Consider the following 16,503-nt stretch of genomic DNA (forward strand, 5'->3'; position numbering starts at 1 on the left):
CCCCTTTTTCTTTGCCACCGGTATCTGCCGCTTGAGGGGCATCGCCCTCGGCAGTAAAGGCGTCCCAGAGGTTCGACGCCTTTCCGATCGCCCTCCCGACCACACCAACGGGCACACCAGTCGTCAACGTGATCGCTGCTTCACCACCGATTTGAACAAGGCGTAAAAAGTTGATGCGTTTCAAGAGATCCAGGGCTTTCTTTTGTAGCGATGCATTGCCCTGGGCGAGTTCGAGTACGTGGTCGCCCACGATTTGCAATATAGCACTTCGGGCGCTTTCGAAGTCTTGATACAGCCATGGGTTGAACGTGATCACGACATACCGATGCTCTGCTGGCGGCACGACACCAGCGGCTGGAGGCTGGTGGGTACCGCCAGTCTCAAGCCTGGCCGCAATCATCTTCACAAGGGATGACTTGCCCGCCCCCCAGCCACCAGAAACACCTATCGAAATCGGCTCGCCATGGCTCTGCCGGAGGAGGCTGGCGCAGGCGTCAGCGACCACGCCAAAATTGAGGTAGTCGACGGTTGTTTCGTTGTCATGCCACATGCTTTGAAGTCCGTTTCGCTCTACTTGGAAAACGTTTGGAGCGCCTCAACGCCATGATCTCTGCGTGCAGCAAAGCCTAAGCGGAGCCATGATGCGTCCATGCGTCTGAATGAAGTGTGACCAGCGTGAGCGACTCAATATCTACGTGCTCGCTTTTCGTATGCCGCTGGCGGGAGGTAGCTACTCCAAGATACTAAATCGCCTAGTGCCAATTTGCCATACTGCAAAACATACTAAGCAGTTACTTTTACGCACACTGCCGAGAATTAAATTGACGCCAACAATCCGGCATCCGTGCCTTTAGCGCGCCCTGGAAAGATAAGCCCGAGGCAACTCATGTAGTCCCCGAGCTCAGATCTAGTGCATGGCAGAGGCTTATCGAAATTTGGACTGATCAGCTCGAAGGTTGTTCAAAGTGAATATTCTTCGAGCCCAGCAGCGTCTGCAGATACACCACCTCTGCGGCATCAATCTTCAACAACCGCTCGTCAAAAACGGCCTTGAAGCCCTCACCGCGATCGGTGGCCACTTTTTGAATCTTCGTTCCCATCCAAAGCATCGCTAGGTTTTTGTCGCGCGTGAGCAACGCAGAACGATGTACAGGACTGTACAGTTGGAACTGCCTCAGCAAGAAAAGCAGGAAAATATCCCACATGGCGTTGTAGGCCTGCTGAGCCCCGTAGACGATTGCCGGCTTCAGTACTTTTTTGGCGGGGTTGAAGTTCTGCGAAGCTGTCAGGGCGCTAAGCGCCATTGTGACGCTAATGTGCTGAGGTGAAATGCCTGTGTCCCTCGCAGCCTGAATTAGCTTTTGCCAGGCAGCACGGCGCTTCGATCGCCCAGTGGTCGCCATCAGGGATGGTCCGACCTTTTGTAAGAATTCCATACCCTTAGAAAAGTAGGGGTGGTAGCTATTGAGAGTGGCTTGAGTTTCCTCTCGCTCGTAAGACTTCGGCCATACCTTGACGTGAGGGATGGAATCCGCAAGGTCAGCTAGAGCAACCCGAAGCTGCTCATGCACGAGATCGACATCCGGGAGGCCCTGTATATTGCCTTCAAGCCCGTAAGGCAGGGGGTTGAGCGAGCTGCTACAAGGTTGCTGAACCAGCAAATCGAGAAAGTCCTTTCCAGAAGCCGCACCTGGCTTGATCTTACCCCCTTCGAACCGCGCCTTAATTTCGGCCACAACATTCTTGTCTACGAAAATATTGGTGCCAGCCAAGCAATAGATCAACGGCAGCCAGCCACCATCAACTAAACAAATGCTCTCGTTCTTGATCGATGGGTCAATCTGCAGACTTCTGCTGATCCAAGTGCCTACCGGAGGTACACCAGGCTTAGAAGTTTTGCTTCCCACGTCGACACGCCCAGTGATCTCTACGGATAGAGGCTCATTTTTTTGATACTTGAACCAGTCGTCCAAGGTGAGGGGTTTAGCGGTGACCTCTGTCAATACAACGCCATCGGCATCTGGCGGCAAAACATCGTCGTGAGCTAAAAGCATGACCGAAACGGGCGAACCTGCTTGTTGCAATTCAAAGCCTCCCAAGTAGTTACTATCGCGTGAGTTCCGACCCTATGGAAAACTCATCCATCCGCAGGACTTAGGCACCTGAATCCATGGACATGTGAAAATGTACCTTGCATTCCTTCACGTGCAGGATTTTCTAACGCGCTTTCGAGTATGAGCAAGGCAGTAAGCTCAGCTCTGCGGTGGAAGCATCCACTTCGACTGTTAGCTGCCATAGGTGAAGACCTGATCTGGTGCAAAGCCAGCAGCATGGACGCCACTACGTCGCTTTCGTTAATGATAGGTACACCCGCTCGGAGAGCAGCCAATGAGCGCTGCACGTCCACCACAATCTACAGAAGACCAGAGGCATCCGAACGAAAAATGGGGGACCAGATGGGGGACCAAAAGTACTCAGGCACAAAAAAGCCCCGAAAAATCAGGGCTTTAATGAAAAATAGTGGCGGAAGCGTAGAGATTCGAACTCTAGGATAGTTGCCCATCGACGGTTTTCAAGACCGTTGCCTTAAACCACTCGGCCACGCTTCCAGCTCGTTTTGCGGCCGCCATAATACCGTAATGAAACACGCTGTCAAACTCTCTGTGTCGCGGGTTGCGGGAGCTCTGATAGACTCCTAGCATCTGAACGTTCGAAACCACAGGTTTTACCAAGGAGTGTCGCCATGCGCGAACAGGATTACGCCGTACACCACGGCCAGCAGGTCGAGCAGCAGGAGATCAGCAAGGTCCTGCGCAACACGTACAGCCTGCTGGCACTTACCCTCGCCTTCAGCGGTGTCATGGCCTTCGTCGCCCAGCAGATGCGCGTCGGCTACCCGAACGTGTTCGTGGTGCTGATCGGCTTCTACGGGCTGTTCTTCCTCACCAACAAACTGCGTGATTCGGCCTGGGGCCTGGTGTCTACCTTTGCCCTCACCGGCTTCATGGGCTTCATCCTCGGCCCGATCCTCAACCGCTACCTGGGCATGGCCGGTGGCGCTGAAGTGGTCAGCTCCGCGTTTGCCATGACTGCGCTTGTGTTTGGTGGTCTGTCGGCCTATGTGCTGATCACCCGCAAGGACATGAGCTTCCTCAGTGGCTTCATCACTGCTGGCTTCTTCGTTCTGCTGGGTGCTGTCGTGGCCAGCTTCTTCTTCCAGATCAGCGGCCTGCAACTGGCGATCAGCGCTGGCTTCGTGCTGTTCTCGTCGGTGTGCATCCTGTTCCAGACCAGCGCGATCATTCATGGTGGCGAGCGTAACTACATCATGGCAACCATCAGCCTGTATGTGTCGATCTACAACCTGTTTGTCAGCCTGCTGCAGCTGTTCGGCATCATGGGCCGTGATGACTGATTGATGAATGTGCGAGAAAGCCCGCTTCGGCGGGCTTTTTTGTGGGCGCTACCAAGCCCCGGAAAGCACAACCAATAACTGACCAAAAAGTCAGATAATTAGGCGCATGGTCGCCGATCATGCCGTCATCGTGCTTTTCTCTACCGCAATCCGCCATCACCCCGTAGAATGCGCTCCTTTTTTCTTCCGGGGCAGCTTCCAGCAATGAGCTCACACGAACACAGCCCAGGCGCGGCGGCGCCTGCCAACGAACTGGTGCTTGGCCTAGAAGACAAGCCACGGCTGGTGATCGGCCTGCTGGCGGCCCTGCAGCACCTGCTGGCGATCATTGTGCCAATCGTGACCCCTGGCCTGCTGATCTGCCAGGCGCTGGGTGTTTCGGCGCGTGATACCAACCTGATCGTTTCCATGTCGCTGGTGATCTCGGGGATTGCCACCTTCGTCCAGTGCAAACGCTTCGGGCCGTTCGGCGCCGGGCTGCTGATCGTCCAGGGCACTAGCTTCAACTTCGTCGGTCCGCTGATTGCTGGCGGTGCGCTGATGGTCAAGCAAGGCACGCCGGTAGAAGGCGTGATGGCGGCTATCTTCGGCGTGGTGATCGCAGGCTCGTTCGTGGAGATGGGCGTTTCGCGCATCCTGCCCTTCGTAAAGCGTCTTATCACCCCGCTGGTGACCGGCATCGTGGTGTTGATGATCGGCCTGACGCTGATCAAGGTCGGCCTGATCAGCATGGGTGGCGGCTTTGGCGCCATGGCCAACGGCACCTTCGCCAATGGCGATAATTTGCTGCTGTCGGGCGTGGTACTGGCGATAATCGTGATCCTCAACCGCGTCCCGGTGGTGTGGATGCGCAGCTGCGCCATCGTCATCGCCTTGGCGGTTGGTTATGCGTTGGCCGGTTACATGGGCCGCCTGGACTTCACTGGCATGCATGAAGCCGCGCTGTTCCAGGTGCCTACGCCACTGCACTTTGGTTTGGGCTTCTCGTGGGCGCTGTTCATTCCAATGCTGGTGATTTACCTGGTGACGTCGCTGGAAGCCATCGGTGACGTTACCGCCACCAGCAAGGTGTCGCGCCAGCCGGTCGAAGGGCCGGTGTGGATGCAGCGGATCAAGGGCGGCGTACTGGTCAACGGGGCCAACTCACTGCTGGCTGGCCTGTTCAACACCTTCCCCAGCTCGATCTTTGCGCAGAACAACGGCGTGATTCAGCTGACCGGTATTGCCAGCCGCCATATCGGTATCTGGATTGCCGTGATGCTGGTACTGCTGGGCCTGTTCCCGAGCGTTGCCGGGGTGATTCAGGCGGTGCCGGAGCCGGTGCTGGGTGGTGCGGCCATGGTGATGTTCGGTGCGGTTGCTGCTTCGGGGATCAATATTCTGGCTAGCACTCGGCTGGACCGCCGCGCACTGCTGATTATTGCGGTTTCGCTGGCCTTGGGCCTGGGTGTGGCACAGGTGCCGGAATTCCTGGCGCATATGCCGGCTGCGATTCGCAATGTGCTGGAGTCGGGTGTAGCAACGGGCGGTATCTGTGCCCTGGTATTGAACTGGTTCCTGCCGGAGAGCAAGGAAGACGCCTGAGCCTTTCAGGCCTGACAGAAAGCCCGCCCCGCCATGCACAAGCGGGCGCGGGCTTTTTTGCTTTATCATGGCACCATTCCTTTGCACGAGTTACCCATGAAATTCGCTATCGCGGTGTTCTCTCCGGCCCATGCGCCTTCCTCGCGGCGCGCCTTGCGCTATGCCGAGGCGGTACTGGCCGGCGGGCATGAGATTGCCCGGCTGTTCTTCTATCAGGACGGGGTACACAGTGCCTCGGCCAACGTGGTCGCCCCGCAGGACGAACTCGACGTGGCTGGCCAGTGGCGCGCCTTTATCGAAACCAACCAGCTGGACGCCGTGGTATGCATCGCCGCCGCCCTGCGCCGTGGCGTGCTCGACGAGGCCGAGGCCAGCCGCTACCAGCGCCCGGCCATAAACCTGCCCAAGCCCTGGGAACTTTCGGGCCTAGGCCAGTTGCATGAAGCGGCACAAGTTGCCGACCGCCTTGTCTGCTTCGGAGGCGACTGAAATGGCCAAGTCCTTGTTGATCATCAGCCGCCAGGCACCGTGGAACGGCCCATCTGCCCGTGAAGCACTGGACATCGCCCTGGCCGGCGGCGCGTTCGACCTGCCGCTGGGCATGCTGTTCCTGGACGATGGCGTGTTCCAACTTGCGCCCGACCAGCAACCCACCGCCGTGCAACAGAAGAACCTGGCCGCCAACCTGCAAGCACTACCAATGTTCGGTATTGAAGAGCTGTTTGCCTGTAGCCACAGCCTCACCCGCCGCGGCCTGGCAGCCGACACCCTGGCACTGCCGGTGCAAGTGCTCGATGACGCAGCGCTAACCGCGCTGATCGCCCGTTTCGACCAGGTGGTAACGCTCTGATGACGACCCTGCATGTAATTGCCCACTCCCCGTTCGGCGACGAGCGCCTGGCCAGCTGCCTGCGCCTGCTCGGTGCCGACGACGCGCTGCTGCTGTGCGGCGATGCGGTGTATGCCTTGCGCAGCGGCAGCGAGCCGCACCACCTGCTGCAAGCTGCCGGCCTGGCCCAGCGCCTGTACGCCCTGGAAGAAGACGTGCAGGCCCGCGCAGTCGGCAACGACCTGGCCAAGTCCGTGGACTACACCGGGTTCGTCGAACTGTCGCTGCACTACGACAAGGTCAACAGCTGGCTATGAATAACCTCATCATCGGCGATCAGGCGATCGCCCTGGACAAGGACGGTTTCCTGGTCGACCTGCAAGACTGGTCCCACGCTGCCGCCGAGGCCTTGGCCGAGCGCGAGGGCATCCCGTTGACCGCAGACCATTGGGAAATCCTCGAACTGCTGCGCCAGTTCTACCAGGAGTACCAGCTGTCTCCAGCCACACGCCCGCTGATCAAGTACACAGCCCTGAAGCTGGGCCCGGAAAAGGGCAACAGCCCCCACCTGAATCGCCTGTTCAACGGCACCCCCGCCAAACTTGCCGCCAAGCTGGCGGGCCTGCCCAAGCCGACCAACTGCATATGAACGAACCTCGCCCACTTACCCTGGAAACCCCGGCTGAACACCCGTTCGCCGAATTCGTGCGCATTCTCGGCAAAGGCAAACGCGGCGCGCGTGGCCTGACCCGTGAAGAGGCCCGCGCAGCCATGACCCTGCTGCTGGAAGGCAAGGTCGAAGACACCCAGCTGGGTGCCTTCCTGATGCTGCTGCGCCACAAGGAAGAAAGCGCCGAAGAGCTGGCGGGTTTCACCGAAGCGCTACGCGCCCACCTGCACGCGCCGAGCATTGCGGTAGACCTGGACTGGCCCACCTACGCCGGCAAAAAGCGCCACCTGCCCTGGTACCTGCTGGCGGCCAAATGCCTGGCCGGCAACGGCGTGCGCATCCTGATGCACGGTGGCGGCGCACACACCGCCGGGCGCATGTACTCCGAGCAACTGCTCGACCTGCTGCAAATCCCGCTGTGCCGCAACTGGGCCGCTGTCGGCAGCGCCCTCGACCAGCATCAGCTGGCTTTTTTTCCGCTGCACGACTGGGCGCCACAATTGCAGCGCATGATCGACCTGCGCAACACCCTGGGCCTGCGCTCACCCATCCACTCACTGGCGCGTGTGCTTAACCCGCTGGGCGCACGCTGTGGCCTGCAAAGTATCTTCCACCCCGGTTACCAGGCCGTGCACCGCGAGGCTAGCCGCCTGCTGGGCGACCATGCGGTGGTAATCAAGGGCGATGGCGGCGAGATCGAAGTAAACCCCGATGTCATCAGCCACCTGTACGGCACCACGGCAGGCGAAGCGTGGGACGAAGAGTGGCCAGCGCTGAGTGAGCGCCGTCATGTGAAACCAGCCAGCCTGCAAGCCGAACACTTGCTGGCGTTCTGGCGGGGCGAAGTTGAAGACAGCTATGGCGAGAAGGCCCTGATCGCCACCATGGCCCTGGCCCTGCGTGGCCTGGGGCAGGACCGCGAGCAGGCCTTCACAACCGCCCAAGGCTATTGGGACACACGCAACAAATCGATTTAACCGATCATAACCCCCGGTTATTTGCGCTATTTATTCGAACGATTTGGCCTAGACTGGGCTCCAACGACAAACAACTTTGTTCCGAGGAGCTCACTCATGGGCCTTTTGATCGACGGCCGCTGGCATGATCAGTGGTATGAAAACGGCAAGGACGGCACGTTCAAACGCGAAAACGCCCAACGCCGTAACCAACTGCCCGCCCCTGAGGCCGGCCGCTACCACCTGTACGTCTCGCTGGCCTGCCCATGGGCCCACCGCACCCTGATTGTCCGCGCCCTCAAAGGCCTGGAGCCCTTGATCGATGTGTCGGTAGTCAGTTGGCTGATGCAGGATCACGGCTGGACCTTCGATGTGCAGCAAGGCTCCACGGGCGACCACCTCGACGCCTTACAGTACCTGCACCAGCGCTACACCCAGGATGACCCGCACTACACCGGCCGCGTGACTGTACCCGTGCTGTGGGACAAGAAAGAGAAGCGCATCGTCAACAATGAATCGTCGGAAATCATTCGCATCTTCAACAGCGCCTTCAACGAGCTGACCGGCAATACACTGGACCTGTACCCCGAACCGCTGCGCCCCACCATCGAAGCACTAAACGAGCGCATCTACCCGGCCGTGAACAACGGCGTGTACCGTGCAGGCTTTGCCACCACGCAGGAGGCGTACGAAGCGGCGTTCGACGATGTGTTCAATGAGCTGGATTATCTGGAAGACGTGCTAAGCCGCAATCGCTACCTGGCAGGTGAATACCTGACCGAAGCCGATGTGCGCCTGTTTACCACGCTGGTGCGCTTCGATGCCGTGTACCACGGGCACTTCAAGTGCAACCTGCGCCGCCTGAGCGACTATCACAACCTGTCGAACTGGCTTCGCGAGCTGTATCAGTGGCCTGGGGTGGCGGGCACGGTGGATATGGAGCATATCCAGAAGCACTATTACATGAGCCACAAGACCATCAACCCGACCGGGATCGTGCCCAAAGGGCCGTTGCAAGACTTCAACCTGGCACATGATCGGGAGCGACTGGCAGGTAAAGGGATTTGGCAGGCTTGAGATAGCCGGGGCTGCTTTGCAGCCCCAACGATATCAGCTGTTTTGCGCCCCTTCGAACCAGGCCAGCTTTTCACGCAGTTGCACAACTTCCCCCACAATTACCAGGGTCGGCGCATGCACTTCATGCCGCGCCACCAGCTCCGGCAAATCCGCCAGGGTACCGGTGAACACCCGCTGATTACGCGTAGTGCCCTGCTGAACCAACGCAGCCGGCGTACTGGCCGCCCGCCCATGACGAATCAGCTCGGCACAGATGGTCGGCAACCCCACCAACCCCATGTAGAACACCAAGGTCTGTGCCGGCGCTACCAGATCATTCCACGGCAGGTTGCTGGTGCCATCCTTAAGGTGGCCGGTTACAAAGCGTACCGACTGAGCGTAGTCGCGGTGAGTCAGCGGAATCCCGCCATAGGCGGAGCAGCCACTGGCCGCAGTAATGCCCGGCACCACCTGGAACGGGATGCCATGCTCGGCCAGCTCTTCGATCTCTTCGCCACCCCGGCCGAAGATAAACGGATCGCCACCTTTCAGCCGCAGCACACGCTTGCCCTGCTGAGCCAAATCGACCAGCAGACGGTTGATCTGATCCTGCGGCACGGCATGGTCGGCGCGACGCTTGCCCACGTAGATACGCTCGGCATCACGCCGGCACATCTCGATGATCGCGGGGGCCACCAGGCGGTCGTAAAGCACCACGTCAGCCTGCTGCATCAGGCGCAAGGCACGGAAGGTAAGCAAGTCCGGATCACCCGGGCCCGCACCTACCAAGTACACCTCACCCCCCTGCTGCACCGGCGCGCCGTCGACCATCGCCTGCAACAGGCGTTCGGCCTCAGCGCCCTGCCCAGCCAGCTGGCGCTCGGCAATCGGCCCCTGGAACACGGTTTCCCAGAAGCCCCGGCGCTGGTTGACGTCCGGGTACAAGGATTTCACCTTGTGCCGGAAACGCGCTGCCAGCCCGGCCAGCTCACCATAGGCCGACGGAATCCAGGCCTCCAGCTTGGCGCGAATCAACCGCGCCAGCACCGGGGCGTCACCGCCACTGGAAACCGCAATCACCAAGGGTGAACGGTCGACAATCGCCGGGAAGATCACCGTGCACAGGGCCGGTGCGTCCACCACATTGACTGGTAGGCTAAGGGCCTGCGCATCCGCCGACACCTGGGCGTTCAGCCCAGGATCGTCGGTCGCCGCAATCACCAACCGGCAGCCGACCAGGTCGGCGGCCTGATAGCCACGCACCAGCACCTCACCGCCACCTTCCCGGGCCAACGCGGCCAACTGGCCGTCGACATCCGGCGCCACCACGCGCAGCACGCTACCGGCATCCGCCAGCAAGCGCGCCTTGCGCAAAGCGATCTCACCGCCACCGACGACCAGCACACGGCCGCCTTGCAGCTTGTGGAACAGCGGCAGGTAATCCATTTAGCGGATGACCTCGACGCCGCCCATGTACGGTTTCAGCACTTCCGGCACCCGGATCGAACCATCAGCCTGCTGGTAGTTTTCCAGCACGGCAACCAGGGTACGGCCGACGGCCAGGCCAGAACCGTTAAGGGTGTGCACCAACTCTGGCTTGCCGGTTTCCGGGTTGCGCCAGCGGGCCTGCATGCGGCGCGCCTGGAAGTCGCCGCAGTTGGAGCACGAGCTGATTTCGCGGTACTTGTCCTGGCTCGGTACCCACACTTCCAGGTCATAGGTTTTAACGGCGCCAAAGCCCATGTCGCCGGTGCACAGGGCCAGCACGCGGTATGGCAGCTCCAGCAACTGCAGTACGCGCTCGGCGTTGGCGGTCAGGCCTTCCAGGGCTTCCATCGACTTGGCCGGCTCTACCACCTGCACCATCTCGACCTTGTCGAACTGGTGCTGGCGAATCATGCCGCGGGTGTCACGGCCGGAAGCACCGGCTTCACTGCGGAAACACGGCGTGTGGGCAACCAGTTTCAGCGGCAGCTGCTTGGCGTCGAGGATTTCACCGGCCACCAGGTTAGTCAGCGACACTTCGGCGGTCGGGATCAGATAGAAGTCCGCCTCACCTTCGCGGGTGATCTTGAACAGGTCTTCCTCGAACTTCGGTAGCTGGCCGGTGCCTTGAAGGGCCGGGGCCTGCACCAGGTACGGGGTGTAGTGCTCCTCGTAGCCGTGCTCGCCGGTGTGCAGGTTGATCATGAACTGCGCCAGGGCGCGGTGCAGACGGGCGATAGGGCCACGCAGCACGGCAAAACGGGCGCCAGACAGCTTGGCAGCGGCTTCGAAGTCCAAGCCACCGCTGACTTCGCCCAGGGCGACGTGGTCCTTGATTTCGAAGTCGAAGGCCTTCGGCGTGCCCCAACGGCGCACTTCGACGTTGTCGTCTTCGCTGGCACCGACCGGCACGCTGGCGTCCGGCAGGTTGGGGATGGTCAGCAGGATACCGTCCAGTTCGGCCTGGATGGCGTCCAGTTCGGTCTTACCAGCAGCCAGTTCATTGGCCATGCGCTCGACGTCGGCCATCAATGGCGCGATGTCTTCGCCCTTGGCCTTGGCCTGTCCGATGGACTTGGAACGGGCGTTGCGCTCGGCTTGCAGCTGCTCGGTGCGAGTCTGCACTGCCTTGCGGCGCTCTTCCAGTGATTCGATGCGCGCGACATCCAGGCTGAAGCCACGGGAGGCCAGGCGATCCGCCACTTCCTGAAGTTGGCCGCGTAACAGTTTGGAATCGAGCATATCGTTCTCTCGTTATAAGTAGGTGTTGGTTCAGAATCGGGTCAGGGACAGGCCGGCCCAGGTCGCGAGCAGCCCGCCCACCACGCTGATACTGGTATAGCCCAAGGCAAGGGGCACCTGCCCGCTTTCCATCAGGCGCACGGTATCGAGCGAGAAGGAGGAAAAGGTTGTCAGGCCGCCGAGGAAGCCGACAATCAGGCCGGCGCGCAGCTCGACCGGCGCCAGCGGCTTGTGCAGGAACAGGCCGTAGAGCAGGCCGATCAGCAGGCAGCCAACCAGGTTGACCGCCAGCGTACCGGCATAGAAGTGCCGTGGCCAGTGGGCCGCTACCCAGTTGGCGGTAGCAAAGCGCAACAAGGTACCGGCGATACCGCCCGCGCTGACCGCAGCGATGAGTGCAATCACGGTTTTCTCCGTTGACGGGGGCTGTTGCGGTCGAGCTCGGCCAGGTGGCGTAGCTTCTCGCCAATCTTCAGTTCCAGGCCACGGGGCACTGGCTGGTAGTACTGACGCGGCTCCAGTTCATCAGGGAAGTAATCTTCACCGGCGGCATAAGCGTCGGGTTCATCATGGGCGTAGCGGTACTCGTCACCATAGCCCAGCTGTTTCATCAGCTTGGTCGGGGCGTTGCGCAAGTGCAGTGGCACCTCCAGCGAGCCATGTTCGGCCGCTTCACGCAGGGCGGTCTTGAAGCCCATGTACACCGCGTTGCTCTTCGGCGCACAGGCCAGGTAGGTGATGGCCTGGGCCACGGCCAGCTCGCCTTCGGGGCTGCCCAGGCGTTCCTGCACGTCCCACGCCGCCAGGCACAGGCTGAGCGCTCGCGGGTCGGCGTTACCGATATCCTCGCTGGCCATGCGCACCACGCGGCGGGCGATGTACAGCGGGTCGCAACCGCCGTCGAGCATGCGCGCAAACCAGTACAGGGCGCCATCGGGGTTGGAACCGCGCACCGACTTGTGCAGCGCGGAGATCTGGTCGTAGAACGCCTCACCCCCCTTGTCGAAACGACGGCGGCTATCGCCGAGCAGGCTTTGCAGCATCTCGACGTCAATCTCGCTGCCGTCTTCGGCCAGGTCCGAGGCGTTCTCAAGGAAGTTGAGCATGCGCCGCCCATCGCCATCGGCGGCAGCCATCAGCATCTTGAAGGCGTCGTCGCCCACCCGCAGGTTGCGCTTGCCCAGCCCGCGCTCCTCGGTCAGCGCACGGTTCACCAGCTTGCGCAATGCCGCCTCGTCCAGACTTTTGAGCACGTACACCCGCGCCCGCGACAGCAACGCGTTGTTCAGCTCGAAGGAGGGGTTTTCAGTGGTGGCACCGATGAACAGCAGCGTGCCGTCTTCCACGTAGGGCAAAAAGGCATCCTGCTGCGACTTGTTGAAGCGGTGTACTTCGTCGACGAACAGGATGGTGCGGCGGCCATACTGGCCGGCCTGCTGCTTGGCCACTTCAACGGCCTGGCGGATTTCTTTCACCCCGGCCAGTACCGCCGACACGGTTTCGAAATGCGCGTCACAAAACTGCGCCAGCAGCCGCGCAAGGGTGGTCTTGCCCACCCCCGGCGGCCCCCAGAAGATCATCGAGTGCAGCGCACCCTGCTCCAGCGCCTCGCGCAACGGCTTACCGCGCGCCAGCAGGTGCTCCTGGCCCACGTACTCGTCCAGGTTGGACGGGCGCAGGCGAGCGGCCAGGGGCTGGGCGACGGGTTCGCTTCGAAACAGGTCCATGACGGGCTCTGGTTACTCCTTGATCACGTCCGCGCCTTTGGGGATGTCGAACTTGAACTGGCTGTCCGGCACCGCCTGGTTGGCCTTGACGCCATTGAACAGGATGTTGGTGCGCTGGCCGACACTGTCGATCAGCTGCATGTCATTGATCAGGCCTTTGCGGAACGACACGCGCAGCGAGTCGAACAGGGTGTCCTTGGTCTTCGGCTTGAGGGTGAAGTCCATCACCTCGCCCTGCTCCTTGGAAGCAATGTCGAAACTCTGGCTGATCTTCGACACATCACCGGACAGCAGCAGCGCAGGGGTCTGGTTCAGTCGCACATCGAGCTTCTTGATGGTGGCCTGTTCCAGGTCCGGGTCCCACAGGGTGACGTTCTTTCCGTCCGAAACCACCACCTGCTCCTGCGGCGCATCAGTGTGCCAGTAGAACAGGCCCGGGCGCTTGACCGCCATCTTGCCCGAGGTTTCCTGCAGGCTGGTGCCATCGGCGCCGAGGGTCAGCTGGGAGAAGTTGGCCTCGATGGTCTGCGACTTTTCCAGCAGCTGGGTCAGGCGTTGTACGTCTTGCTCACCGGCATAAGCAGTAACCGAGCCCAGGGTCAGGGCAGAAACCAACAGCATGCGAATCGCGCGCATGGGAATCCTCATTGAGCATTGAAAAGGCCGGGCGCCACCGTTGGCGCCCGGCAAGGTGTTCTTCAGTCGCGCGGGCCGCCCGGGGCAATCACTTCCCGCGAGCCGTTGCTGTTCATGGGGGTGACCACACCGGCCATTTCCATGGCTTCGATCATGCGGGCGGCGCGGTTGTAACCAATTTTCAGCTTGCGCTGCACTGCCGAGATGGACGCGCGGCGGCTTTCCAGCACGAATTGCACGGCCTCATCATACAGGGCGTCGCTCTCCGAATCTTCACCATCACCGCCACCACCGCCGCCGCCATCGAAGCCACTGCCGGCTTCTTCCACACCGTTGAGGATGTCGTCGTTGTAATCCGGCGCGCCACGCAGCTTCCAGGCCTCGACCGTACGGTGCACTTCGTCGTCGGAAACGAACGCACCGTGGACGCGGATTGGCAGGCTGGTGCCCGGTGGCATGTACAGCATGTCACCATGACCCAACAGCTGCTCGGCACCACCCTGGTCGATGATGGTGCGTGAGTCGATCTTGCTCGACACCTGGAACGCCATGCGGGTCGGGATGTTGGCCTTGATCAGGCCGGTAATGACATCCACCGACGGGCGCTGGGTGGCGAGAATCAGGTGGATACCGGCTGCCCGCGCCTTCTGGGCGATACGGGCGATCAGCTCTTCGACCTTCTTGCCGACGATCATCATCATGTCGGCGAACTCGTCCACCACCACCACGATGGTCGGCAAGGTTTTCAGCGCTGGCGGCTCGTCGTCCATGCTCTCACGGCGGTACAGCGGGTCGTGGATGATTTCGCCGGCTTCCTGGGCGTCCTTGATCTTGCGGTTGAAGCCGGCCAGGTTACGCACGCCCATGGCCGCCATCAGCTTGTAGCGCCGCTCCATCTCGGCCACGCTCCAGCGCAGGGCGTTGGCGGCGTCCTTCATGTCGGTGACCACCGGGCACAGCAGGTGCGGGATGCCTTCGTAGATCGACAGTTCAAGCATTTTCGGGTCGATCATGATCAGCCGCGCATCTTCCGGGCTGGACTTGAACAGAATCGACAGAATCATCGCGTTCACACCTACCGACTTACCGGAGCCGGTAGTACCGGCCACCAGCAGGTGGGGCATCTTGGCCAGGTCGGTAATCACCGGCTTGCCGCCGATGTCGTGGCCCAGGGCCAGCGTGACCGGGGACTTCTGCTCGTCGTACTGCGGGGTGGCCAGCACCTCGGAGAAGCGCACCATCTGCCGGTTTTCGTTGGGGATCTCGATACCCACGGTGGTCTTGCCGGGGATCACCTCGACCACGCGCACGCTGGTCACGGCCAGCGAGCGCGCCAGGTCCTTGGCCAGGTTGGCGATGCGGCTGACCTTCACGCCAGCGGCCGGCTGGATTTCGTAACGGGTAATCACCGGGCCGGGGTGGATTGAGTCCACCGCCACTTCTACACCGAATTCCTTGAGTTTGATTTCCAGCAGTTGGCCGACACCGGCCAGGGACTCTGGCGAATACTCGATCTTCTTCTGCTCGGCAGGGTCGAGGATGGAAATCGACGGCAAGGTGCCTTCTACCGCGCTGTCGATGAACAGCGGTGTCTGCTTCTCCTTCATCACCCGCTTGCTCGGCTCCGGGGCCTTGGCGGCGGCGGGTGGCACGATGGTCGGGGCGGCGTGCTGCTCGCGCGGGACCACGGTTTCACGGGGCACTACGGGCTCACGGGCGGCCTCACGTGGTGGCACAACAGGCTCACGGCCAAGCGTCGGCTCACGGGGCTCAACGACTGGGGCCGGCGCTTCTTCACGTTTGAAAATGCGCTCACGCAACGCCGGCTTGGTCGGCTCACGCTTCTCGGCAGCCATCGGCGCGGGCTTGATCACCGGCTCATCCTCGCGCAGTTGCGCCTCCAGGCGTTTGCGCTCGTTGCGGGCTTCCCACCAACGGTTAGCGGCGCCCTGCACCAGCTCGAACAGGTCGAGGGTGATCTTGCCGGTCAGGTCCATCACCTTGAACCACGACAAGTCGGTGAACACCGTCAGGCCGAACAGGAACAGGGCAATGAACATCAGCGTGCTGCCCTGCACGTTCAGCAGGTTGCGCGCCAGGTCACCGAGGCTTTCGCCCAATGCGCCACCTGCAGAGAACGGCAAGCTCGCCGGCGGGTGGAAGTGGATATGCGCCAGCGCCGCCCCGGACAACACCAGAAACACCAGGCCGATCAACCGCCAGGAGAACAGCCAGCCACTCCAGTCCCACGGCTGGTGGCGTTCGCGGAAGATCTGCCAGGTCTTCACCGCCAGCAGCAGCGGGAAGATATAGGCGAAGTAACCCAGCACCATGAACAGGATATCGGCGAAGTAGGCGCCGGCACGCCCGGCGGCGTTCTGCACCTGGTCGACGGTGGCGGTGTGGCTGAAGCCCGGGTCCGAAGTGTCGTAGGTCAGCAGGGCCATCCACAGGTACAGGCACAGAGCGCCGACAGCGATCAACGCACCTTCCTTGAGGCGATAATGCAGCTGCTGCCGCCACAGGGGCACGGGCAAAGGAGCTGGGGTTGCGGTGGATTTCTTCAAAACGCGTCTATTCCTGCGCGTGCTGCGCGTCCAATAGTGATCGGCCGGCGGTGCGGCCAATGAACCACTACTTTTAACATTACTGCCCGACAGCCGCCATGGCGGCACGCCGTATGGGGGTTTGGCCGGGGGCGACTTTCATATACCTGCAATTTGAGCACGCATTTTCTTTTGTGACAAAGGCTTATGCTGTGTTTTTGCACAGGTGTGACAGCAAATGTAGCGGATGGTGCCTGCGGTTTCATGAATGTGTAGGAAATTGCCTGAATTCACCCCCCGCAAAGAAGCCACAACCATTGACCCTGCCATGCGCGCAGGCCATGCTGCCCTCTCCCC

General features: G+C 61.1%; 16 protein-coding genes and 1 tRNA gene. 8 read left to right on the forward strand and 9 right to left on the reverse strand.

The features are described from left to right. The 3 genes from PM2_RS10860 to PM2_RS10870 all read right to left on the reverse strand — a co-directional run. Positions 1 to 550, reverse strand: a 550-nt coding sequence (locus PM2_RS10860) for a KAP family P-loop NTPase fold protein (RefSeq protein ID WP_042131819.1), incomplete at its 3' end; no start/stop codon positions are given. A 394-nt stretch (positions 551 to 944) separates the two neighbouring features. Then, positions 945 to 2,084: a hypothetical protein gene (locus PM2_RS10865; protein ID WP_141745077.1), complete on the reverse strand. Its 1,140-nt coding sequence runs from the start codon at positions 2,082 to 2,084 to the stop codon at positions 945 to 947. A gap of 437 nt (positions 2,085 to 2,521) precedes the next feature. Continuing rightward, a tRNA-Ser gene (locus PM2_RS10870) sits at positions 2,522 to 2,609 on the reverse strand. A gap of 134 nt (positions 2,610 to 2,743) precedes the next feature. On the opposite strand from PM2_RS10870, the gene PM2_RS10875 reads away from it, so the two are divergent. The 8 genes from PM2_RS10875 (at position 2,744) to PM2_RS10910 (ending at position 8,531) form a co-directional block, all read left to right on the forward strand. Further along, the gene (locus PM2_RS10875) at positions 2,744 to 3,415 is read left to right on the forward strand and encodes a Bax inhibitor-1/YccA family protein (protein ID WP_003251184.1); all 672 of its coding nucleotides are present in this window, start codon (positions 2,744 to 2,746) and stop codon (positions 3,413 to 3,415) included. Positions 3,416 to 3,619: 204 nt separating this feature from the next. Next, the gene (locus tag PM2_RS10880; protein WP_016711485.1) at positions 3,620 to 4,999 is read left to right on the forward strand and encodes a nucleobase:cation symporter-2 family protein; all 1,380 of its coding nucleotides are present in this window, start codon (positions 3,620 to 3,622) and stop codon (positions 4,997 to 4,999) included. A 96-nt stretch (positions 5,000 to 5,095) separates the two neighbouring features. Further along, complete coding sequence (gene tusD / locus PM2_RS10885) at positions 5,096 to 5,488, forward strand: sulfurtransferase complex subunit TusD (protein ID WP_016711486.1); 393 nt, start codon at positions 5,096 to 5,098, stop codon at positions 5,486 to 5,488. Between the two features lies 1 nt (position 5,489). Then, a complete protein-coding gene (gene tusC, locus PM2_RS10890) occupies positions 5,490 to 5,849 on the forward strand; it encodes a sulfurtransferase complex subunit TusC (RefSeq protein WP_028699047.1) in 360 nt (119 codons plus the stop codon). Beyond that, positions 5,849 to 6,145 carry a sulfurtransferase complex subunit TusB gene (gene tusB / locus PM2_RS10895; protein ID WP_016711488.1) on the forward strand — a complete coding sequence of 99 codons (297 nt, stop codon included), beginning with the start codon at positions 5,849 to 5,851 and terminating at the stop codon, positions 6,143 to 6,145. Before tusC ends, tusB begins: the two co-directional genes overlap by 1 nt. After that, positions 6,142 to 6,477 carry a TusE/DsrC/DsvC family sulfur relay protein gene (locus PM2_RS10900; RefSeq protein ID WP_016711489.1) on the forward strand — a complete coding sequence of 112 codons (336 nt, stop codon included), beginning with the start codon at positions 6,142 to 6,144 and terminating at the stop codon, positions 6,475 to 6,477. The genes tusB and PM2_RS10900 overlap by 4 nt, the downstream gene beginning before the upstream one ends. Then, on the forward strand, positions 6,474 to 7,475 hold the full coding sequence (locus PM2_RS10905) for a glycosyl transferase family protein (protein WP_028699046.1): 1,002 nt from the start codon (positions 6,474 to 6,476) through the stop codon (positions 7,473 to 7,475). Before PM2_RS10900 ends, PM2_RS10905 begins: the two co-directional genes overlap by 4 nt. Positions 7,476 to 7,571: 96 nt before the next feature. Continuing rightward, positions 7,572 to 8,531 carry a glutathione S-transferase family protein gene (locus PM2_RS10910; RefSeq protein ID WP_028699045.1) on the forward strand — a complete coding sequence of 320 codons (960 nt, stop codon included), beginning with the start codon at positions 7,572 to 7,574 and terminating at the stop codon, positions 8,529 to 8,531. Positions 8,532 to 8,564: 33 nt separating this feature from the next. Here PM2_RS10910 and cysG read toward each other — a convergent pair whose 3' ends face one another. The 6 genes from cysG to PM2_RS10940 all read right to left on the reverse strand — a co-directional run bounded on the left by cysG (position 8,565) and on the right by PM2_RS10940 (position 16,227). After that, a complete protein-coding gene (gene cysG, locus PM2_RS10915; RefSeq protein WP_016711492.1) occupies positions 8,565 to 9,956 on the reverse strand; it encodes a siroheme synthase CysG in 1,392 nt (463 codons plus the stop codon). Then, on the reverse strand, positions 9,957 to 11,237 hold the full coding sequence (gene serS, locus PM2_RS10920) for a serine--tRNA ligase (RefSeq protein ID WP_016711493.1): 1,281 nt from the start codon (positions 11,235 to 11,237) through the stop codon (positions 9,957 to 9,959). Positions 11,238 to 11,267: 30 nt separating this feature from the next. Beyond that, a complete protein-coding gene (crcB, locus tag PM2_RS10925; RefSeq protein ID WP_016711494.1) occupies positions 11,268 to 11,642 on the reverse strand; it encodes a fluoride efflux transporter CrcB in 375 nt (124 codons plus the stop codon). Then, a complete protein-coding gene (locus PM2_RS10930; RefSeq protein ID WP_025753662.1) occupies positions 11,639 to 12,964 on the reverse strand; it encodes a replication-associated recombination protein A in 1,326 nt (441 codons plus the stop codon). Before PM2_RS10930 ends, crcB begins: the two co-directional genes overlap by 4 nt. A 12-nt stretch (positions 12,965 to 12,976) precedes the next feature. Then, a complete protein-coding gene (gene lolA / locus PM2_RS10935) occupies positions 12,977 to 13,600 on the reverse strand; it encodes an outer membrane lipoprotein periplasmic chaperone LolA (RefSeq protein WP_019096729.1) in 624 nt (207 codons plus the stop codon). 62 nt (positions 13,601 to 13,662) lie between these two features. Beyond that, a complete protein-coding gene (locus PM2_RS10940) occupies positions 13,663 to 16,227 on the reverse strand; it encodes a DNA translocase FtsK (RefSeq protein WP_373446707.1) in 2,565 nt (854 codons plus the stop codon). Positions 16,228 to 16,503 lie beyond the last annotated feature (276 nt).

The organism is Pseudomonas monteilii NBRC 103158 = DSM 14164 (assembly GCF_000730605.1).
In the GTDB taxonomy this organism is placed as follows: Bacteria; Pseudomonadota; Gammaproteobacteria; order Pseudomonadales; family Pseudomonadaceae; genus Aquipseudomonas; species Aquipseudomonas monteilii.

Bases quoted from the DNA above. Each gene is read 5' to 3' on its own strand.
- PM2_RS10905 (WP_028699046.1), top strand. From the start codon at position 6,474: ATGAACGAACCTCGCCCACTTACCCTGGAAACCCCGGCTGAACACCCG.
- serS (WP_016711493.1), bottom strand. From the start codon at position 11,237: ATGCTCGATTCCAAACTGTTACGCGGCCAACTTCAGGAAGTGGCGGAT.
- tusB (WP_016711488.1), top strand. From the start codon at position 5,849: ATGACGACCCTGCATGTAATTGCCCACTCCCCGTTCGGCGACGAGCGC.
- PM2_RS10880 (WP_016711485.1), top strand. From the start codon at position 3,620: ATGAGCTCACACGAACACAGCCCAGGCGCGGCGGCGCCTGCCAACGAA.
- tusD (WP_016711486.1), top strand. From the start codon at position 5,096: ATGAAATTCGCTATCGCGGTGTTCTCTCCGGCCCATGCGCCTTCCTCG.
- cysG (WP_016711492.1), bottom strand. From the start codon at position 9,956: ATGGATTACCTGCCGCTGTTCCACAAGCTGCAAGGCGGCCGTGTGCTG.
- lolA (WP_019096729.1), bottom strand. From the start codon at position 13,600: ATGCGCGCGATTCGCATGCTGTTGGTTTCTGCCCTGACCCTGGGCTCG.
- PM2_RS10900 (WP_016711489.1), top strand. From the start codon at position 6,142: ATGAATAACCTCATCATCGGCGATCAGGCGATCGCCCTGGACAAGGAC.
- PM2_RS10875 (WP_003251184.1), top strand. From the start codon at position 2,744: ATGCGCGAACAGGATTACGCCGTACACCACGGCCAGCAGGTCGAGCAG.
- PM2_RS10930 (WP_025753662.1), bottom strand. From the start codon at position 12,964: ATGGACCTGTTTCGAAGCGAACCCGTCGCCCAGCCCCTGGCCGCTCGC.
- PM2_RS10910 (WP_028699045.1), top strand. From the start codon at position 7,572: ATGGGCCTTTTGATCGACGGCCGCTGGCATGATCAGTGGTATGAAAAC.
- tusC (WP_028699047.1), top strand. From the start codon at position 5,490: ATGGCCAAGTCCTTGTTGATCATCAGCCGCCAGGCACCGTGGAACGGC.